Annotated in this window: 19 protein-coding genes and 2 pseudogenes; 9 read left to right on the top strand and 12 right to left on the bottom strand. The window is 62.9% G+C overall.

The genetic code is table 11. From position 1 onward, the window contains the following. The first annotated feature begins 3 nt into the window (after window positions 1–3). The 9 genes and pseudogenes from bluB to cobU all read left to right on the top strand — a co-directional run bounded on the left by bluB (window position 4) and on the right by cobU (window position 7,321). Window positions 4–651, top strand: coding sequence for a 5,6-dimethylbenzimidazole synthase (bluB, locus tag OVY48_RS00700; RefSeq protein ID WP_037472928.1), 648 nt, complete (start codon window positions 4–6; stop codon window positions 649–651). Between the two features lie 25 nt (window positions 652–676). Next, window positions 677–1,084 carry a DUF1636 domain-containing protein gene (locus OVY48_RS00695; RefSeq protein WP_037472918.1) on the top strand — a complete coding sequence of 136 codons (408 nt, stop codon included), beginning with the start codon at window positions 677–679 and terminating at the stop codon, window positions 1,082–1,084. Continuing rightward, window positions 1,081–2,097: a nicotinate-nucleotide--dimethylbenzimidazole phosphoribosyltransferase gene (gene cobT / locus OVY48_RS00690; protein ID WP_043153173.1), complete on the top strand. Its 1,017-nt coding sequence runs from the start codon at window positions 1,081–1,083 to the stop codon at window positions 2,095–2,097. Before OVY48_RS00695 ends, cobT begins: the two co-directional genes overlap by 4 nt. Next, the gene (locus OVY48_RS00685) at window positions 2,094–2,675 is read left to right on the top strand and encodes a histidine phosphatase family protein (protein WP_037476294.1); all 582 of its coding nucleotides are present in this window, start codon (window positions 2,094–2,096) and stop codon (window positions 2,673–2,675) included. The genes cobT and OVY48_RS00685 overlap by 4 nt, the downstream gene beginning before the upstream one ends. Continuing rightward, window positions 2,672–3,400: an adenosylcobinamide-GDP ribazoletransferase gene (gene cobS / locus OVY48_RS00680; protein WP_037476296.1), complete on the top strand. Its 729-nt coding sequence runs from the start codon at window positions 2,672–2,674 to the stop codon at window positions 3,398–3,400. Before OVY48_RS00685 ends, cobS begins: the two co-directional genes overlap by 4 nt. Next, window positions 3,397–4,380, top strand: coding sequence for a threonine-phosphate decarboxylase CobD (gene cobD, locus OVY48_RS00675; protein WP_037476298.1), 984 nt, complete (start codon window positions 3,397–3,399; stop codon window positions 4,378–4,380). The genes cobS and cobD overlap by 4 nt, the downstream gene beginning before the upstream one ends. Further along, window positions 4,373–5,322: pseudogene (gene cbiB, locus OVY48_RS00670) on the top strand (adenosylcobinamide-phosphate synthase CbiB). The gene cobD and the pseudogene cbiB overlap by 8 nt, the downstream one beginning before the upstream one ends. Next, window positions 5,310–6,797, top strand: coding sequence for a cobyric acid synthase (locus OVY48_RS00665; RefSeq protein ID WP_313921617.1), 1,488 nt, complete (start codon window positions 5,310–5,312; stop codon window positions 6,795–6,797). The pseudogene cbiB and the gene OVY48_RS00665 overlap by 13 nt, the downstream one beginning before the upstream one ends. Next, window positions 6,794–7,321, top strand: coding sequence for a bifunctional adenosylcobinamide kinase/adenosylcobinamide-phosphate guanylyltransferase (gene cobU / locus OVY48_RS00660; protein WP_037476300.1), 528 nt, complete (start codon window positions 6,794–6,796; stop codon window positions 7,319–7,321). Before OVY48_RS00665 ends, cobU begins: the two co-directional genes overlap by 4 nt. A 626-nt stretch (window positions 7,322–7,947) precedes the next feature. Here cobU and OVY48_RS00655 read toward each other — a convergent pair. From OVY48_RS00655 to OVY48_RS00600, 12 genes and pseudogenes are all read right to left on the bottom strand, one after another. Then, entirely contained in the window at window positions 7,948–8,991 is a 1,044-nt protein-coding gene (locus tag OVY48_RS00655) for an IS110 family transposase (RefSeq protein WP_037478651.1), read from the bottom strand. A 138-nt stretch (window positions 8,992–9,129) separates the two neighbouring features. After that, window positions 9,130–9,261: pseudogene (locus OVY48_RS00650) on the bottom strand (transposase); the annotation flags it as partial. A gap of 182 nt (window positions 9,262–9,443) precedes the next feature. Then, entirely contained in the window at window positions 9,444–10,172 is a 729-nt protein-coding gene (gene istB / locus OVY48_RS00645; RefSeq protein WP_313921616.1) for an IS21-like element helper ATPase IstB, read from the bottom strand. Beyond that, window positions 10,159–11,673 carry an IS21 family transposase gene (istA, locus tag OVY48_RS00640; RefSeq protein ID WP_313921615.1) on the bottom strand — a complete coding sequence of 505 codons (1,515 nt, stop codon included), beginning with the start codon at window positions 11,671–11,673 and terminating at the stop codon, window positions 10,159–10,161. Before istA ends, istB begins: the two co-directional genes overlap by 14 nt. A 283-nt stretch (window positions 11,674–11,956) precedes the next feature. Then, on the bottom strand, window positions 11,957–12,973 hold the full coding sequence (locus tag OVY48_RS00635) for an IS110 family transposase (RefSeq protein WP_037475392.1): 1,017 nt from the start codon (window positions 12,971–12,973) through the stop codon (window positions 11,957–11,959). Window positions 12,974–13,105: 132 nt separating this feature from the next. Further along, window positions 13,106–14,026, bottom strand: a complete 921-nt coding sequence (locus tag OVY48_RS00630) for a nucleotidyltransferase domain-containing protein (protein ID WP_313921614.1) — start codon at window positions 14,024–14,026, stop codon at window positions 13,106–13,108. Next, window positions 14,026–14,463, bottom strand: coding sequence for a TA system VapC family ribonuclease toxin (locus OVY48_RS00625; protein WP_037475387.1), 438 nt, complete (start codon window positions 14,461–14,463; stop codon window positions 14,026–14,028). Before OVY48_RS00625 ends, OVY48_RS00630 begins: the two co-directional genes overlap by 1 nt. Continuing rightward, a complete protein-coding gene (locus OVY48_RS00620) occupies window positions 14,460–14,684 on the bottom strand; it encodes a CopG family transcriptional regulator (protein ID WP_193378838.1) in 225 nt (74 codons plus the stop codon). Before OVY48_RS00620 ends, OVY48_RS00625 begins: the two co-directional genes overlap by 4 nt. A 31-nt stretch (window positions 14,685–14,715) precedes the next feature. Then, window positions 14,716–15,141 (bottom strand): MarR family transcriptional regulator, encoded by a 426-nt coding sequence (locus tag OVY48_RS00615; RefSeq protein ID WP_051520215.1) that lies wholly within the window; start codon window positions 15,139–15,141, stop codon window positions 14,716–14,718. A 44-nt stretch (window positions 15,142–15,185) separates the two neighbouring features. Then, on the bottom strand, window positions 15,186–16,085 hold the full coding sequence (locus OVY48_RS00610) for a phytanoyl-CoA dioxygenase family protein (RefSeq protein WP_043155060.1): 900 nt from the start codon (window positions 16,083–16,085) through the stop codon (window positions 15,186–15,188). An 11-nt stretch (window positions 16,086–16,096) separates the two neighbouring features. Further along, on the bottom strand, window positions 16,097–16,711 hold the full coding sequence (locus OVY48_RS00605) for an acyl-homoserine-lactone synthase (protein ID WP_096063691.1): 615 nt from the start codon (window positions 16,709–16,711) through the stop codon (window positions 16,097–16,099). A 134-nt stretch (window positions 16,712–16,845) separates the two neighbouring features. Then, complete coding sequence (locus tag OVY48_RS00600; protein ID WP_052027838.1) at window positions 16,846–17,136, bottom strand: helix-turn-helix domain-containing protein; 291 nt, start codon at window positions 17,134–17,136, stop codon at window positions 16,846–16,848. Window positions 17,137–17,139: the final 3 nt, after the last annotated feature.

Here is a 17,139-nt window from a genome sequence, read left to right as displayed (position 1 = left end):
ATTCTGAGCGACGCCCCGCCTGTGTTCGACGCGGAATTTACGGAGCAATTCACGCAATTGCTACGCTGGCGGCGCGATGTGCGGCAATTCGACCGCCGCGCCGTGGCGGAAGCTGACATGCGCGTGCTGCTGGCCTGCGCCGCGCTGGCGCCGTCGGTCGGCAATGCCCAGCCGTGGCGCTTTGTGCGCGTGCGGACGCCGGACATACGGGAGGCGCTGGCCGCGCATGCCGATGGGCAAAGCGCCCATGCGGCAGAGCGCTATGCCGGGCAGGCGCGGTACGATCACTACCTGTCGCTCAAGCTGCACGGACTGCGTGAGGCGTCCGAACTGATCGCGGTGTTCTGCGACGAACAGCCCGAGGCGGGGCACGGTCTTGGCATTGCCACCATGCCCGAAATGTTGCGCTATTCGTGCGTGCTGGCGATCCACAATCTGTGGCTGGCGGCGCGGCTGCGCGGGCTTGGCCTTGGCTGGGTGTCGATCGTTGATCCACCGGCGGTCCATGCCCTGCTCGACGTTCCCGCCACCTGGTCGCTGATCGCGCTGTTGTGCATCGGTTACCCGGCAGACACGTCCGATACCCCCGAACTGGAACAGCGCGGCTGGCAGCAGCGTGAGCCGTGGGCTGACCGGGTGTTCGAACGATGATTTTCAATCAAAGGACCAGAAAACCATGCTGATACCCGTGGAGGATGGCCCCGCTATCGTGGCCTGCAACACCTGTCGCCACAGCGCCGACGCGCGTGAGGATGACGGCGGGATGCGCGGCGGCGCGCAGATGGTGGCGGCGCTGCGCTCGGTTCAGGAAAGCGACGCGCGCTATGCCGGGGTCGCCGTGCAAGAGATGCCGTGCCTGTTCGCCTGCACCGATTTCTGCACCATCCACCTGCGCGCACCGGGCAAGGTCGGCTATGTGCTCGGCCGGTTCACGCCGGACGAGGACGCCGCCACCGCCATTCTGGACTATGCCGTCCACTATGCCGCCAGCGAGCATGGCCGGGTGCCGTTCAAGCAATGGCCGCAAGGGGTGAAGGGCCATTTCATCACCCGCACCCCGCCGCAGGGCTTCGTCACAGAATGAGCCGGTTTGCCACGCTGGCCGCGTTTGAAGCGGCGCTGGAGCATATGCCCGTGGCCGATGCGGACGCCATGGCCGCTGCACGCGCGCGGCAGGCCATCCTGACCAAGCCGGCCGGATCGCTGGGCCGGCTGGAAGACATTGCCGTGTTTATGGCCGGATGGCAGGGCATAGCGCAGCCGGTGATCAAACAGGGTCGCGCGGCGATCTTTGCTGGCAATCATGGTTTCGTCGTCCACGGGGTCAGCGCCTTTTCCGCCAGCGTGACCGCCGCGATGGTCGGCAATTTCACTACTGGCGGCGCGGCGATCAACGCACTGGCCGGGGCGGCCGGACTGGATCTGCGGGTGGTTGCACTCGATCTCGACCGGCCCACGGCGGATTTCACCGTCGCTGCGGCAATGGACGAGACGGAGTGCCTTGCTGCACTTTCTGCCGGAGCGGCGGTGGTGGAGCCGGGGCTGCACCTGCTGGTCGTCGGCGAAATGGGCATTGGCAATTCGACCGCCGCCGCCGCGCTCTGCGCGCGCAGCTATGGCGGCGCGCCCGCGCAATGGGTCGGGCCGGGCACGGGGGTTGATGCGGGCGGAATCGCGCGCAAAGTGGCGGTGGTGGAACAGGCACTGGCCTGTCATGCCAATGTGCCGGACACCCCGTTTGAGACTTTGCGCCGGTTGGGCGGGCGCGAAATCGCCGCGATTGCCGGGGCCGTGCTGGAGGCGCGCCGCCTGCGTATTCCGGTGGTGCTGGACGGGTTCATCAGCTGCGCCGCGCTGGCGCCGCTGGCCGCCGCCGTTCCGGCGATCACTGATCATTGCCTGGCGGGGCACTGCTCGGCTGAACCGGGGCATATCCGACTGCTGGGGCATTTGGGCCTTGATCCCCTGCTGTCGCTGGGGATGCGATTGGGCGAAGGCAGCGGCGCGGCACTGGCGGTGTCGGTAATCCGGGCAGCGCTGGCCACGCACAATGGTATGGCGACATTTGCCGAGGCCGGGGTGGCAGACGGCTTGTGAGCAGCTTTTCACTTTACCTCTTGCGCCACGGCGAACCGGAAGGCGCGGGGCGGCTGATCGGCCGCACCGATGCGCCGCCTGTTGCCACAGGTATCGCGGCCTGCGCCGATCAGGCGCGGGATCTGGCGGCGGAAGTTCTGATCGCTTCCGACCTTTCCCGTGCGCGTTTGGCGGGCGAGGCCATCGGGCTGGAGACCGGCGTGCCGCTGTCAATCGATCCGCGCTGGCGCGAGCTGGACTTTGGCGCATGGGAGGGGATGGCGCCGGGCGATGTCGAAGGCGCGGCGCTGGCGCGATTCTGGGACGATCCCGATGGCCATGCGCCGCCCGGTGGAGAACGCTGGTCGGCGCTGGTGGACCGTGTGTCCGCTGCCATTGGCGATCTGGCCGCCCGGTCGACGCTGATCGTCACGCACGCAGGCGCGATGCGGGCAGCAGTGGCGGTGCTTTGCGGGTTTGATGTGCGCCAGACCTGGGCAGTTGATCTGCCCTACAACGGCCTGCTGGCGTTGCGCGTCTGGCCCGCTGAGGGACCGGGCGAGCGCCCCACAGCACAGATCGCGGGGCTTTATCCGTGAGGGGCTTCATCATCGCCCTGCAGTTTCTGACGCGCTTGCCGACACCCGTGGTTGTCGTTGACGATGCCGCCTTCGCCCGATCCATGCGCTGGTTTCCCGCTGTAGGCCTGGTTATTGGTGCAGCGGTTGCGGGAGCCGCATGGGCAGGCGCGCTGGTCGATCACCGGCTGGGCGCATTGGCCGCGCTGATCGTCTGGGTGGGCGTGACCGGCGCGCTGCACCTTGATGGCCTGGCCGACCTCGCCGATGCCAGCGGCGCGGCGCATAAAGATCGCGAGCGGCTGCTGGCCGTTATGGCCGATCCTCATGTCGGCAGCTTCGGCGTTGTCGCGATTGTGCTGCAACTGCTGAGCAAGTTGGTGCTGCTGGATATGCTGGTGGATGCACGGGCGTTTGGCGCGCTGGTACTGGTGCCGTTTGCCGCGCGCATCGGCCCGCTGGTGTGGACATGGTGGCTGATGCCGCTGCATCAGGGGCTGGCGGCTCGATTCCGTTCCGCGATCGGCCCGATCGATCTTGCGGGCTGGGCGGCCGCGCTGGCTGCGGCGGCGTGGTTCACTCCGGCGCTGCTTATCACACCATTGCTCGTTCTGTGGTGGGGGAGGCACGTGCGCCGCGCATTGGGCGGGATTTCCGGCGATGGCCATGGTGCAGGCATCGAGTTGATCGAAACCGGCTTGCTGCTGAGCGTGGCAATCACGGGCCTATGGATACACACGACATGAACAGCTTCAGTTTTCACGGCGGCAGGTTGGCCGATGCCATGGCGCAGTTCGGCATGGGCAAGGCGCCGTGGGTCGACCTGTCCACCGGCATCAATCCGCTTGGCTGGCCCGGCGCGGGCGATCTGGCGATGGACTGGCAGGCGCTGCCCGACGCGGGCGCGCTGGACGATCTGGAGGCCGCTGCCGCTGCCCATTTCGGCACGGACCCGGCCCATGTTTGCGCGGTGCCGGGCACCGAGATCGGCCTGCGGATGTTGGGCGACATCGTGCCCGGCCCCGCTATCCATGCCCAGCCCAGCTATCGCACCCATGGCGAGATGATTCCCCGCAGCCGTCCCGTAGCCCTGACCGAATTGGCGGGGACAGAGGAAGCGACCCTCATCCTCGCCAATCCCAACAACCCCGATGGGCAGATCACCCCGCCCGCGACGCTGCTGGGCTGGCTGGAGGCGCGGCGCGACAGCGCAGCGTGGCTGGTCGTGGACGAAGCCTTTGCCGATGCCGCCCCGCACAGCAGCCTTGCCGCCCATGTGCAGGACGAACAGCGGCTGATTATCTTCCGCTCGTTCGGCAAATTCTTCGGGCTGGCCGGGGTGCGGCTCGGCTTTGTGCTGGGACCGCGCGCGCTGATCGCGCAATATCGGCAGCGGCTGGGCAGTTGGCCGCTATCGGCAGCGGCGCTGGCCATCGGCACAGCGGCATATCAGGATGTGGACTGGACAGCCGCCATGCGGATGGCCCTGCGCGAACAGGCCACCGCGCTGGATACGGTGCTGGCGCGGCGGGGCTTCAGCGCGATAGGCGCCTGCCCACTGTTCCGGCTGATCGAAACCGACGATGCCGCCGCGCTGTTCGAACGCCTTGCGCGACATGCCATCCTGACGCGGCCGTTCGATTACGATCCGCGCTGGCTGCGCCTGGGCCTGCCCGCCGACCGAGAGGCGCTGGATCGCCTTGATGCGGCGCTGGCTGATGATTGATCTGACTGCTTTCCTGGCCTTGGTGCTCGACGCGGCAGTGGGCTGGCCTCAGCCGCTGTATCGCCGGATCGGCCATCCGGTGGGCATTTTTGCGCGGATTATCGCCGCGCGGGAACGGCGCTGGAATGTCCCCTCGCGTTCCGATGGACAGCGGCGCATGGCCGGGGCGGTCACCGTCCTGATCCTGCTGGGTATGGCGGGCGGTGCGGGCTGGATGCTGCAAAGTCTGCTCGTGGCAATCGCCGGGCCGTGGGCCTGGCCCCTGATCGCTGTGCTGGCCTGGCCGGGTCTGGCGCAGCGCAGCCTGTACGACCACGTCCGCCCCGTTGCCGATGCGCTGGAGCGGCAGGATCTGCCCGCCGCGCGCGCCGCTGTCGGCATGATCGTTGGCCGTGATACGACGGCGCTTGATGAAGCGGGTGTTACCCGCGCGGCGATCGAGAGTCTGGCGGAAAGTTTCTGCGACGGGGTGGTCGCGCCGTTGTTCTGGCTGCTGGTGCTGGGGCTGCCCGGTATCTGGGCCTATAAGGCGATCAACACCGCCGACAGCAGATTTGGCACCGCGAGGAGCAATGGCGCGCCTATGGTTGGGCTGCGGCCCGCACCGACGATGCGATGAACCTCATTCCAGGGCGCCTGTCGGGATTTCTAATCTGCCTGTGCGGCGGGGGTGGCTGGCGGATATTGTTGCGCGATGCTTCCAGGCACACCTCGCCCAATGCGGGCTGGCCCGAGGCCGCGATGGCCGGGGCGCTGGGGCTGCGCCTAGCCGGGCCAATTGCCTATGACGGAATTGTTTCGGACAAGCTCTGGATTGGGGAGGGAGGCCGCCCGGCCCGGACAGAGGATATGCGGCGCGGATTGGGCGTCTACGCCCGTGCATGTCTGTGCCTGTGGTTGATGGCGGCCGGAATTGCAGGAGGTGCAGCATGGGCGCTATAATGCTTCAGGGCACCGGCTCTGATGTGGGCAAATCGGTGCTGGTGGCGGGGCTGTGCCGCGTCCTAGTGCGGCGGGGCTTGCGGGTCTTGCCGTTCAAGCCGCAGAATATGTCGAACAATGCGGCTGTCACCAGCGATGGCGGCGAGATCGGCCGGGCGCAGGCCTTGCAAGCGATAGCCTGCAAGGTGGAGCCGCATACGGACATGAACCCGGTACTGCTGAAACCACAGGCCGATCGCACATCGCAACTGATCGTGCATGGCCGGGTGCGCGGCACATTGGGCGCGGGCAATTTTCGGCAGGCACGGGGCGCGCTGCTGGGTGAAGTTATGGAGAGCTACGACCGGCTCCGCCGGGCGTGCGATATTGTCGTGGCCGAGGGTGCGGGCTCTCCTGCGGAAATCAACCTGCGCGCTGGCGACATCGCCAATATGGGCTTTGCGCGAGCGGCAGGCGTGCCCGTCGTGCTGGTCGGCGATATTGATCGCGGCGGAGTCATTGCCGCCATCGTCGGCACGAAGACGATCATCGACCCGGCGGATGCCGCGATGATCAAGGGCTTCATCATCAACAAGTTCCGGGGCGATCCCGCACTGTTCGCCGATGGTTATCGCCAGATCGAGAGCCTGTCGGGCTGGCGCGGATTCGGCGTGGTGCCGTGGCTGGGCGCGACCGCACGGCTGCCAAGCGAGGATGCCGTGGTGCTGGAGCGCGGCAAGGCGCGCGCGGGGGGCCGCAAGCTGATCGCCTGTCCGATCCTGCCGCGCATATCCAATTTCGATGACCTCGATCCGCTGAAGCTCGAACATGGTGTGGACCTGCACATGGTTCCGCCCGGCCAGCCGATCCCGGCAGAGGCCGCGCTCATCATCCTGCCCGGGTCAAAGGCGACCATCGCCGATCTGGCCGCTCTGCGCGCAGAGGGCTGGGACATCGATATTCTGGGGCATCACCGGCGCGGCGGGCTGATCTTTGGGCTTTGCGGTGGTTACCAGATGCTCGGCAAAAGCATCGCCGATCCCGATGGTCTGGAAGGCCCGCCCAGCACCGCAAGCGGCCTCGGCCTGCTCGATGTCGAAACGACCTTGCACGCACACAAGGCGCTGCGTCCGGTCAGCGGTATGGCGATGGGCGCGCCTTTTCATGGGTATGAAATGCACATGGGGCAAACCAGCGGGCCGGACCCGCAGCGGCCCTTCGCCCTGCTTTCCGATGGACGCCGTGATGGCGCGATAAATGCGGGCGGAACGGTGTTTGGTTCTTATGTCCACGGCCTGCTGGCCGATGCGGAGTTGCGCCGAGCGCTGCTGTCGCGCATGGATGTAGAAGCCGGGGGGGTGGACTATGGCTTCACCGTCGAGGCGGCGCTGGACGAGATCGCAGCCGCGCTGGAGGAGCATCTCGATATCGACGCGCTGGTGGCGATGGCGATGGCGGAACCACCCGCCTCCGTCCCAGCGAGAGACAGCGCATGAGCAGTGCCTTGCCCCATTTGCTGGTGCTGGGCGGAGCGCGTTCGGGCAAAAGCCGCTTTGCCCAGGGCCGGGCAGAGGCCCTGACAGGTAAACTGGTCTATCTGGCGACAGCGCAGGCCTTCGATGATGAGATGCGCGAGCGAATCGAGCTGCACCGCGCCGATCGCGGTCCGCGCTGGTCAACTGTCGAGGCACCGCTGGACCTGGCGGTGGCAATCACGGCATATAGCACGCCGGAAACGGTGGTGCTGGTCGATTGCCTGACGTTGTGGGCTTCGAACCTGATGCTAGCGGAACGCGATACTGCTACCGCTACAGACGGACTGGCGCGCTCGCTTTCAGCCGCACGGGGGCCGGTCATTCTGGTCGCCAACGAAGTGGGTCTGGGCATTGTACCCGACAACGCCCTTGCCAGAAGGTTTCGCGATGTTGCGGGCCGCATCAATCAGGAAATAGCGGCAGTGGTTGAAGAGGCAGTCATAATGTTCGCCGGCCTTCCCTTGACGCTGAAACCTAAAGGATGAGCGGCTAGCCATACCACTTGCCACTGTGCAACTCGGAGGGGCAGGTGGTATGGAGCAAAGCTAGATCCAGCGTGTCGGTGACGCCGCCGGCCATCACTGTGGTGCACAGCTTCCACTAGATGATGTAGCGGGAATAACGGTGTCTGCGGCTCGCTGATTAGCGAGTACGCCTTCGGACGCGGGGATCCCCGACCGCAGAGGTAATCACCGAAGCGCGCCAGTGCTCGACTGTCGACCGGTCTTGACAGCCTGGCCCGATTTTATCCCGGTGTTGCACCTGATACCAACCTGCATTGATCACGACCCACGTGCCCATTTGCGGCGTCCAATTGTCATGATGCGCCATATGTGGACGGCCCCCTCCCTGCAAGATTTGGCAGATAATATTGATCGGATCGCTTGCGTTCATATGTCCGGCCTGTGGGTGCGTTCGCACATGAACGCTGGCCAAGATGGTTTCCGCGACACGAGTTCCAAACAAGGCTGCGACCTGCAACGGCCACTGGCGCATACGGGCTATCACGCGTCTCGGATCGATCGATCCACCATCTGCTGTTTCTTGCAAGTTCACGCATCAGTTCAGGATGGTAGCTCTGACTGTCCGCTCACCATCGCTGCCTGATCTCTTATGCCGTGCATTTCAACTCTGATAGCACGACGCTTTTTCGATAAGTTTCGCCGGTGGCCATCATTTTCCAAGCGATCCGCGCAATTTTGTTCGCCAATGCCACGGCCACCAGCTTGGGCGGTTTGCGTTTGAGCATGGAGAGCAGCCAGGGCGTGGCATTTTTTCCGCTTCCATCCCTGACACGTCGAAGCAATGATGTGGCCCCGACCACCAGTATACTTCGCAATGCTTCGTCGCCAGCGCGCGTGATAACGCCCTGCCTTGCTTTGCCGGCGGTTGAGTGATCCTTCGGGGTCAGGCCTAGCCAAGCTGCAAATTGACGCCCCGACGCGAAGAGTTCCGGGGCGGGCGTTTTCATCATGAGAAGCGATGCGCCAATCGGCCCGACGCCTGGAATTTGGGCCAGGCGTCGGCTGCACTCATTTTTGCGGTGCCATGCTAGTAGCTTTGCCTCGACGTCTTCAAGCTGCCGTTCCAACTGTTGGTATTCGCTGGCGTGCAACGCGAAGAGTTCGCGTGCCAATGTCGGAACGGTCTCATCGGTTGCAGTGCGTTCGAGCAGCGGCTCGATCTTGTATATGCCCTTGGCTGTGGTTAGTCCGAACTCGGCAGCGTAGCCGCGGATCGCATTGGCGAGTTGGGTTCTGCTTCTCACCAGCCTGTCGCGCATTCCGACCAGCATTAGCGCTGCCTGCTGTTCTGCGGTCTTTACCGGCACGAAGCGCATTGTCGGGCGGCTCATGGCCTCGCACAGCGCCTCGGCATCGGCGGCATCATTCTTGCCGCGCTTCACGTACGGCTTTGCCAATTGTGGTGCGATCAGCTTCACCTCATGACCGAACGAGCCCAGCAGGCGGGCCCAATGATGTGAGGCGCCGCACGCCTCGATGGCGACCACCGTTGACGGCAGCTTCTGGAAGAAGTCGATCATTTCCTTGCGTCGCAGCTTCTTGCGCAAAATCGGCTGTTCCGCTGCATTCACACCGTGCAGCTGAAAGAGATGTTTTGACGTATCCATGCCAATGCGGATAATCTGTTCCATGGGCGGTCTCCTTCGATCGAAATCTAACGACTCACTCTGGCACATTCTGATGCCATACGGAGGCCGTCCACCCCAGCAGGGCTGATCGATCAGCCTGTTCCAGGCTTCGCAGCAAAGGTCGACGATGTTGTCGTGGGACGTGAAGATGCGGTTGGATAGCCAGTTATCGCGCATGAATTGCCAGATATTTTCGACCGGGTTGAGTTCAGGACATTTTGGCGGCAGCGGAACGATGCTGATATTATCGGGTCCTTCCAGCTTCCCGGTCATGTGCCTGTCAATCGGCGTGCAAACGGGACCCCTTATCGGCGCGCAAAAGGGACCCCCTGTCAGGATGGCGGAGCGTTGATGTGACGGGCTTCCTTGCGCTGCGCGCGGCGTAGGGAGGGCGTAGCCCGACCGGAGGCGCGCGCAGCGCAAAACATCTTCTAATTGATCGGTGCTGGGGGGGATCAGCTGCGGTTTTTGAAGCGCCAGCTGTCATTGCCGGTCTCGACGATGTCGCAATGATGGGTGACGCGGTCGAGGAGCGCGGTGGTCATCTTGGGATCGCCGAACACGGTGGGCCACTCGCCAAAGGCGAGGTTGGTGGTGATGATGACGCTGGTCTGCTCATAGAGTTTGCTGATCAGGTGGAACAGCAGCTGGCCGCCTGATCGGGCGAACGGCAGATAGCCCAGTTCATCGAGCACGATCAGATCGAGGCGGGATAGCTGGGCGGCGAGAGCGCCACTCTTGCCGATCCTGGCCTCCTCTTCGAGGCGGGTCACCAGATCGACCGTGTTGAAGTAGCGGCCTCGGGCGCCGGAGCGCACTACATTGGCGGTGATGGCGATGGCCAGATGGGTCTTTCCTGTGCCTGTGCCGCCGACCAGGACGATATTGCGCCGTGCGGGCAGGAACGCGCCGCTGTGCAATGAACGCACAAGCCCCTCGTTGATCGGGGTACCCTCGAACCGGAAGGCATCGATGTCCTTTACGACTGGCAGCCTGGCAGCGGCCATCCGGTATCGGATCGACGCGGCATGACGATGCGTCGCCTCCGCTCGCAGGAGATCGGTCAGTATCTCCATGGTGGTGCGCTGGCGCTGAAGGCCGGTGATGACGGCATCGTCGAACGCGCCCGCCATGCCCTTGAGTCCAAGCCCGCGCATGGCCTCGATCATATCATGCCGCTGCATCGAAGGTCCTCAGCTGGTCGTAACGGGCACAGTCGGCGATCGGGGGATGGCGCAGAGCGCTATCCTCGGAGGTGATGATCGTCAGCGGACGCGGCGGTTCCCGGCGTCGTGCCAGGATGTTGAGGATCAGGTCGTCGCTTGCCGTGCCCGTCGCCAGTGCCTCATGCACAGCGGCTTCGACAGGCTCCAGGCCATCGGTCAGTACGGCCGACAGTACACGGACGAACCGGCGATCGGCATCGTCGCCATTACCCAGCTTGCGGCGCAGGCGGGCAAGCGCCGGTGGCAGATCCCAGTCCTGGAAGGGGGCACCGTTCCGCAGCGCGCCAGGCTTGCGGGCCAGCACTGGCAGATAATGCCAGGGGTCATAGATCGTGCGGTTGCGCCCAAAGTAGCGAGGATGTTCAGCGACAACCTCTTCGCCGCAGCGAACGACGATGCGATCGGCATAGGCGCGGACCTGCACCGTGCGTCGTGCCACCGTCGATAGCACCGAGTAGCGATTGCGGTCGAAGCTGATCAGGCAGGTGCCGGTCACAGCATGCTCGCTCTCATTGAAGCCGTCGAACGGTCCCAGCATCGGCTGCAGCGCAGATCGTTCGATCTCCAGCATCTGCGCCACGGTCAGCTCTCCCTGTTCGGGATGGGGCTGCCGTTCCGCCCAGCGCCGACACTCGGCCTCCAGCCAGCCATTGAGCTCTTCGAGACTGGCGAACCGCAACCGGGGCTGGAAGAAGCGACCCCGGATCGTCTGCACCTGGTTCTCGACCTGACCCTTCTCCCATCCCGCCGCAGGCGAGCAGGCCGTGGGCTCGACCATATAATGGTCGGTCATGATCAGGAACCGCCGGTTGAAGACGCGTTCCTTGCCGGTGAACACGCTCGTCACAGCCGTCTTCATATTATCGTAGATGCCGCGCCCTGGCACGCCGCCGAAGAAAGCAAAGCCGCGCGCATGCGCGTCGAACAGCATCTCCTGGCTCTCACGAGGATAAGCCCGGACATAGACCGCGCGTGAGGCACACAGTCGCATATGCGCGACCTTCACCCGCATCGGTGCCCCGGCGATCTCAACATCTTCATGGCTCCAGTCGAACTGGTAGGCCTCGCCTGGCCTGAACATCAGCGGGATGAAGGCCGTGACACCATCGCCGGCATCTTTGCGCCGCTCGATCTTCCAGCGCGTCGTATAGCGCCGCACCGCATCGTAAGAACCCTCAAAGCCTTCGCGCACCAGCAGGTCATGGATCCGCGTCATCCGCAGCCGGTCACGCCTGCCGCGCAGCTCGTTCTCTTCCAGCAGCGTGTTCAGGCGCTCCTGAAACGGACCGATCCTGGGCAGCGGCTGAACCTTGCGCTGATAATCAAAGGCGCCCTCCGGCGCTCGGACCGCTTTGCGGATGACCTTCCGCGACACATGCAGATCCCGTGCGATCGCCTTGATCGCCTTGCCTCCGGCATACTCGCGCCGGATCCGTAAAACTGTCTCCAAAACCAACATCCCGATCTCGCCGCCTGAAAATCCAGCCGGCTGCTTAAACCATCGAAATGAGGGGTCCCTTTTAGACGCCGATCACCCCGCTAACGGGGTCCTTTTTGCACGCCGATCCACAGCCAATGGTTGTCTTCGGGGTCATCGGACAGCTGGGAGAGCCTTTTGTCCGTGCCTCATGATCGCGGCCGAGCGGTGGTGGGTGGACGTCTCCGGGTCCCAAACGAGGTTTAACCCTCCACTTTTGTGACGAGATCGTCCGGGCATGGCTGATCGGGAGCGGGGCGCCGGGTCAGACCCAGCGGAACTCGGTCTCGTTCAACCAAAGGGAATGGAGTAATATGGCCAGCTTCCGGGCGACTGCGACCCTGGCACGCTTAGGACCTTTGACTTCGGCCAATTTCCTACCCCAGCGTTGCAGTGCGAATGGCTGCCTTACCCGCGACAATATGATGTTGGCCGCCTCGTACAGCGACCGTCGCAGCATCGGATCGCCGGCCTTTGAGATATGACCTTGCGTATCACGTTCGCCAGACTGGCTTCGTCGAGGGACAAGCCCAGCATACGCCCCAACGTCCTCACCTCTGGCAAAGCGACGAGGATCTTCTATGCTCATGGTGTAGGTGAGGGCGGTGATCGGCCCAACGCCAGGGACCGTCATCAGACGCGCGCAAACGGGATCCGAGGCAGCCCTCTTCTCCAATATTCGGTTCGAGGCGCGCAGTTGCGCTTCGATCACCTCGATGGATGCCATAAGCGGCGCGAACAATGCCTCCAGATCGGGGCGTTGGGCATAAAGCACTATCAGGCGGTCGGTTCGTTTGCCGGGAGCTCGGGCTGAACCTAAGCGAAGGCCGAACAGCTTCAACAAGCCGCGCAACTGGTTGATCATGGCAGTCCGCGCCGTGATAAGCTGTGCACGAATTCGTATCGCGGCACGATCAAAATGCGTGGCGGAAGCTTTCATATGGATGCGCTTGAACCAGCCCGTTCGGGCCATCTGCGCAATCCCCTCAGCATCATGAACATCGCTCTTGTTGACCCGCGCCGACAGCACGCCCTTGGCATGGCGAGCACAGATACACTCTACCGGCACATCGCGGGCTACCATGCCATGATAGAGAAACGCCGACAGCGGCCCCGTCTCAAGCACCACGCGCACCAGATCCGGGCAATAGCGGCCAAGCCATTTAGCGATGACGTCGGGATCGCTCGCCAGAACCTCGCGCCGCAACACAGCGCCTTCGCCATCAACCACGCACACATGCGTGGACTTGTCACTCACATCCAGTCCTGCGTAGATCGACATGGTCACCCTCCTGCATTGAAGCGTTCATGCGACTTCGTACCATACAGAAGGGTGGCTACATCAATTACGCGGTGTCCCAAACTCGGTCATTCCGGCGTCGGATATTTTACGCAGCAAATCCGTGCGACAACGTCAATGGCGCGCTTTTTCCTTTAGCTTGGTTATGTGAGAAACGCATATCGAATGGGTCGTCTGGCCGAGATTTTCGATGCGTTCAGCTAGCCAACGCAGCTCTTCTAAATCGATCTGATAATGCTTGGAATATCTCGCCTTCACATAGGCGTCCTTGAGCTTTTGGAACATCGCCCGCTCCTTTCGGGAGTTCCGTGGCCATATGTCAAACAGCGCAGGGTGCCTGCTCTCAGCTTGTGCGCGGCGAAATGCGATGTTGTGGTCATATGGCGTGTAGAAGGTGAGAGTTAGCAAAATGGCTTGATAGAGACGCTCAGTAGTCTGGTGGAGATCAAATGCCGCCTTCCTGACGAATGACTTTTCAATGCCAAACTTTGCGACTTCGAACACTTGCATGGCTTCAGAAAAATAATCGTCGAAATAGTCCTGCGCCGCATTCGCTGCTTCCGACGGCGTCTTGGGCTTGGGTTTGGCCAGTTCGCGATCATCGGCTTCGTAGAGGGCGATGCCCTGTTCGGCTATTTCCATGAAGAAGACCCGGCCATGGCTGAGGCCCTGGTTCACCTGCTGAAGCGAGTGAACGATGAAATGCACCGGCGTATGGATGCGCTTCTCGATCAGATAGGCGTCGATGAGGCGCTGCTCTGCGACCGACCAATAGGCAGCGACGTCGGCCAGTTCCTTCTGGTTGACGATGACCAGGATATCCATGTCGGATTTATACTGATTGGCATCGAAGGGCGCATCGACCCAATCGCCCCGCGCATAGGAGCCGAAAAGGATGATCTTGAGGATGCGGGCCGACTTCTTGCGGCCAGTCGCATTCTCGGTTGCCTCCCGAAACTCGGCGAACAAGATGCGCACGACCTCTTCGAGCTCTCGCTGCTTGGCTGCTGGGAGGTGGTCAAGGTTGGTACGCATCACTGATGTCCAATGAGGTGGATCGCGTCCTTGCCCCCGGCCACCCCCTTGGGCGTCAGGCGGCGATCAAAAGTCGCGAGCTTGCCCCCATTTGCGACCGCAAGGGCAAGGAGATAGGTGTCGGTCACCTGCGCTGACGTCAGGATCTGGCTTGCATCGACATGGTCTGCGGTCAGCAGGCTGATATCGTCCGGCCAAAAACTGTGACCGGGAAGTCTGCACATCTGGGCCATGATCGTCGCGACCTCGGCCGGAGAACCCGGCGTTGCGGGATAGCGGACGTTGCCGACGATCCGGATCACGCCGTTTTCGGTCATAGGGCAAGTCGCCCAGGCCTTGCTGCCTTCCGCCTCGAACCAGCGGTGCGCTGCCTCGTGACCGACATGATTGGGGTCGATCAATGCGACAAGAATGTTGACGTCCAGAAGGTAGGTCATGGCGCCTCATCACGAAGGGCGTTGACGATATCCTGCGTCACCACGACCCCAGGCTTGGCTGGCAAGAGACTGATCCCGTTGCGCGTGCGCGTTGCTTCGGGCGCACGGAGCGCCTTACGGGCGAGATCCGACAGGACGCGCCCGATCGAACTATGCTGATGATCGGCGATCGCACGCGCCGCCGCCATGACATCATCATCGATCACAAGGGTCGTCCGCATTGCATCATCCTCACGCATTGAGCATCGCGCATCATATGCCATCTGAATCGATGGCGCAACGATGGACGAATGCGGCGGCGGCCGCACAAGCCCCATCCATAATATGGTTGAGGGCATTTTTGATTGGCGGCGCCAGCCGAACCGTGATCCGCCGCTTGTCGCGCGGGTCGGGACGGCGCGTCAATATCTTCCGCACGGCAAGGTTGGCGGTCCACCGATGCGCGCTTGAATGGGGGATGTTGGCGACCGTGCAGAGGGCGGACTGATAGACCGCAAAACCTTCCAGCTCGGCCTGGTACAGATGGAGCAGCATGTCCCAGTTGGGATTGGTGCACAGGTGACTGCCCAGGCTCTTTTCGATCAGACGACGTTCCTCGATCAGTGCCCGGCACGTCTCCAGCCGTTTATGCCGCCGCCTCGCTGCGGCCTCTTCCAGATCGTCGTCGTTGTGCCGCATTTTATCCCCTGTCGATGCACGCGAATATCTATCCCTGCTTTTGCTCAGCCGGTGACCGGCTTCGGCAATTCGCCAGCCCGGAAAGCGTCGATCAGCGCGTGCTGCTCGGAGGCGAGCATGTCGATCGCGCCGACCTGCCGCCCCGGATCGCGCAACAGCAGGGAAGGACAGCGCCCCTCATGGTTGCCAAGATTAGGCCGGTGAATGCGGTAGCCCAGCAAATCTGTCAGATCGGCATCGAAGGTGCGGGCGACTTCGGGCGGGTAGGCCAGCCACTGCAGTTCATAAGGCTTAAGCCATCCCAGTGTGTAGCTGATGATCATGCCGCGGCGGGGCGCGAGCGAACGATTGGCCCCGCCGGCATGCAGCGTGGAGCCCAGGAACAGGAGCGCCGCGCCTGGTTCCATCTCGGCGACGATGGATTCGTGTGGATCGATCAGCACCTCGCTGCAGCGCCGATGGCTGCCAGGCCAGACATGGGTTGTGCCATTCTCCTGGGTGTAGGGCGTGAACGGCCACATCACATTGACCAGAAACTCGACCCCGAGGGCCGGATCGACCAGGCGGCTGCATGGCCACATATCCTGGTCGCGATGCGGCACCTGCTTCCGCGAACCGGGCATCAGCTCAATCGCTTGCGTAAGGTTGAGCGAGAAATGATCGCACCAGGGACCCAGCACTTTCTGCACGATATCGAGGATCATGGGATGCTGGACGAAATCCCTTGTCCGGTCTGACCGCCTGAGCAGACTGCCAAAGCGTTTCGTATCGTCGCCGTAAAATGGCCCCGCCGAAAGCGGGGTGGCGCTAAAGTCGTCGGCGAGGTCGCACGCCAGGGCTGTAACCTCACATGGGGATATGGCCTGCGGAATGATGCAATAGCCCTGGTCGAGCAGTAGATCGGCGTGAAACTCTGCACATGGAGTATCGGGTAAATGTGCCATGGTCGTTTCTCCTATGCGGCGGCGACCGCGGCGAATTGAGCGGGGGCAGGGCGCCAGACGCCGGCGGCTTGCATCAACGCGGGCGTGTCTTCCGAGATGATGATCTGCATCGCACCCAGCATGCCGCAGGCCAGCGTCCTTGGAAGGCCAAGCGGGCGACATTCCCACCCGAAAGACAGGATCTGGCTGAACCAGGGCATGTCGGCCACGCAGCAATAGCTCTCGATGCCTTCCTCAAGCGCGAAGCTGGCCGCCATCGTCACAAGATGATCGCGGACCTGACGGCGCTCGGCCGCGCGCAAGTCGCGAGACAGGCAGAAGCGCGATATCTCCCAGATCGTGGTGCTCGCGGGTGGCGCCAGGTCGCACAGTTCAGGGAAAATATCGCCAAGCAGGTTGGGGCCGCTGGTGGGCAGAAGCCGCATCGATCCCAGATGGGTGCCGTCGCGCTCGGCGGCGATCAGATAGATGGTCGATGGACCGTCGAACTGATCGATTTCATAACGTCCGGCCAGGACGGGGATGTCCCAGCGGAGCAGATCGATGAAGACGCGCTTGCGCGCCTCATACATGGATCGAAGAACGGTTTGTTCCTGGAGGCTCCCGCCTCGAATGATTTGCATCATGTCGGCTCCCTTGTCCTGTTGGCAAGTCAGCGTCGCGCAACAGGGACGGGGGAACAATTCCTCCAAAAAGAGGGATGGCGGAGAGCGGGGGACCGAAGATAGTGCCGCACGCAAAGCGTGCGGCTTTGGAAGATCTACCTTCTGATATTGAGGGCGCGGTAGCAAATCTGTCCGTCGAACAAGGCGCGCACGACCAGCTCGGTTCGCTTGTAGACATCATATTTGCGCATGGCATCCTCAATATATTGGCGGACCGTGTTCGGTGAAATATTGAGGATACCCCCAATTTCGGCATTGCCCTTACCGCATCCGACCAGGGCAATGCAGTCAAGCTCCCTCTGACTGAGCGCGGGAATGTCGGGCGTTTTCGTGCCGGGTGCCCATCGCGCTCGCTGCAGACGGCGCGCCGCTTCAAACGCGAACATGCC

The sequence above is a fragment of the Sphingobium sp. SA2 genome (assembly GCF_032227065.1).
Lineage (GTDB): Bacteria > Pseudomonadota > Alphaproteobacteria > Sphingomonadales > Sphingomonadaceae > Sphingobium.
Note: the sequence above shows the minus strand (reverse complement) of the source record. Positions and strands in the feature narration are given on the sequence as shown.